Genomic DNA, 1,654 nt, shown 5'->3' with positions numbered 1-1,654 from the left:
CCAATTTGTAAGTATTCGGCTTCAGAAGTGGCTCTAAACTCATGACCATGTTTTTCAAAATGTTGAGTTAATCTTTGTTGATCAGGGAAATTAGCATTATCAAAAGAATTTGGTTTTCCACTTACTCCAACATCCCCTTTATTACCAACCCCGCCTGCCAGACCGTAAGGATCTATCCAATTTGACGGATTATGCACATACCCATACGGATTAAATCCCCCCAATAACCCAATGGGGTCTGCCGAGATATACTGCGCCGTCTCCGGTGAATAATATCGGAACCGATTATAGTATAGCCCACTCTCTTCGTCCTCATACTGCCCGCAGAAGGGGCATCATCCCCGACGCCATCATACCCGCAGGGCGACGCCAGCCCGCACAGGGCAAGGCTTTCAGGATAGCAGATTGCGCCCATTTTGCCCCGGCCATTTTTTTGACCCCGACGTGCACTTTCGGATTGTTTTTCATCGGCAACGGGCGAACGTCGCCCAGCTTGTCTGGGCGGCGGAGGTAAAAACGGAGGCCGCAGGCCGACCAACCTTCAGGGATGTTGGCCGGACGTGGCAAGGCAGCTAAAGAAGAACGCGTTTTTTTGCCGGGGACTGGCTGAGATGCTGACAGCAGAAGGCGCCGCCTTGTGCGGCGGCACGTCAGCGATGCCGATAAGCGGGGGCGCAGACATAATGTTAATTAGGCGATGCGAGCCGCTTTGCGGTGTGCCTGACTGGCACGCACAGGAACGGCGAGTTTCGCCTAATTCCCCCACATTATGTTGAATAGGCTTTGGGCGGCCACAACAGACTTAACGGGGACACCACAGCTCAGGCCGGCCATTGCCTATTTACCCCCGCCGACGCCGAGGCCGACGGGCAGTCCGGTCACGGTCTGCCCCCGCACCGCTCCCGACGGACTCAACGGGGAGGCGCGGGCTGTCCGGTGCGTCAGGGTTTCGGTTCGGCGTCGGGCACGCCTTTTGCCGGAGGCTCACGCTCAGCCGGATGGGTCTGATGATGCACTTTTTTTAAATGACCAATCGCCACCCGGGTATATATCTGGGTCGATTCCAGACTGGCATGGCCTAATATCGCCTGGATATGCCGGGTATCTGCGCCGTTCTCCAGCATCTGCGTGGCCATGCCATGCCGGAACAGGTGGCAACCGCCGGGTTTGTCGATGCCGGCACGGTGGAGCGCATTGCGGACTATCTGGGTCAGGCTGTTGTCGGTCAGGCCCCTTCCGTGTTGTGACACAAACAGGTAATCAGGGTCTTTTCCCCACACCAGACGCGGGCGGACATCGTTAAGATAGTGCTGTAACCAGTGCCGTGCTGACTCACCCAGCGGAACAACCCGGTCCTGACGGCCTTTGCCCTGCCGGACAAACAGCATGCCGCCGGTTAAATCCAGCTCACTGAGCTGCAACCGCGCGAGTTCTGAACGCCGGATGCCACTGCTCCACAGCGTTTCCAGTATTGCCCGGTCCCGGACACTGAGCGGATTGTCGCTGCCGGTCATCGCCAGCACCCGCCGCGTTTCCTGCTCGCTCAGCAGTCCCCACGGCAACCGGCGCTCCCGCCGGGGCAGCTCCAGCTCCCGCGCCGGGTTATACCGCAGGTGCTGCCGCTTCACCAGCCAGCGGAACAGGTGGCGCACGC

2 protein-coding genes and 1 pseudogene are annotated in these 1,654 nt (G+C 58.5%); all 3 read right to left on the bottom strand.

Annotated elements, in window-relative coordinates:
- Positions 1 to 155 precede the first annotated feature (155 nt).
- Positions 156 to 329, bottom strand: a pseudogene (locus PSI17_RS17530) (RHS repeat-associated core domain-containing protein); the annotation flags it as partial.
- Positions 313 to 567 (bottom strand): hypothetical protein, encoded by a 255-nt coding sequence (locus tag PSI17_RS16710; protein WP_273553034.1) that lies wholly within the window; start codon positions 565 to 567, stop codon positions 313 to 315. The pseudogene PSI17_RS17530 and the gene PSI17_RS16710, both read right to left, overlap by 17 nt.
- Positions 568 to 941: 374 nt before the next feature.
- Positions 942 to 1,654, bottom strand: a 713-nt coding sequence (locus tag PSI17_RS16705) for a tyrosine-type recombinase/integrase (RefSeq protein ID WP_273553033.1), incomplete at its 5' end; no start/stop codon positions are given.

Origin of the sequence: Xenorhabdus sp. IM139775 (assembly GCF_028598745.1) — a bacterium.
In the GTDB taxonomy this organism is placed as follows: Bacteria; Pseudomonadota; Gammaproteobacteria; order Enterobacterales; family Enterobacteriaceae; genus Xenorhabdus.
This window is presented reverse-complemented; position numbering and strand designations above follow the sequence as displayed.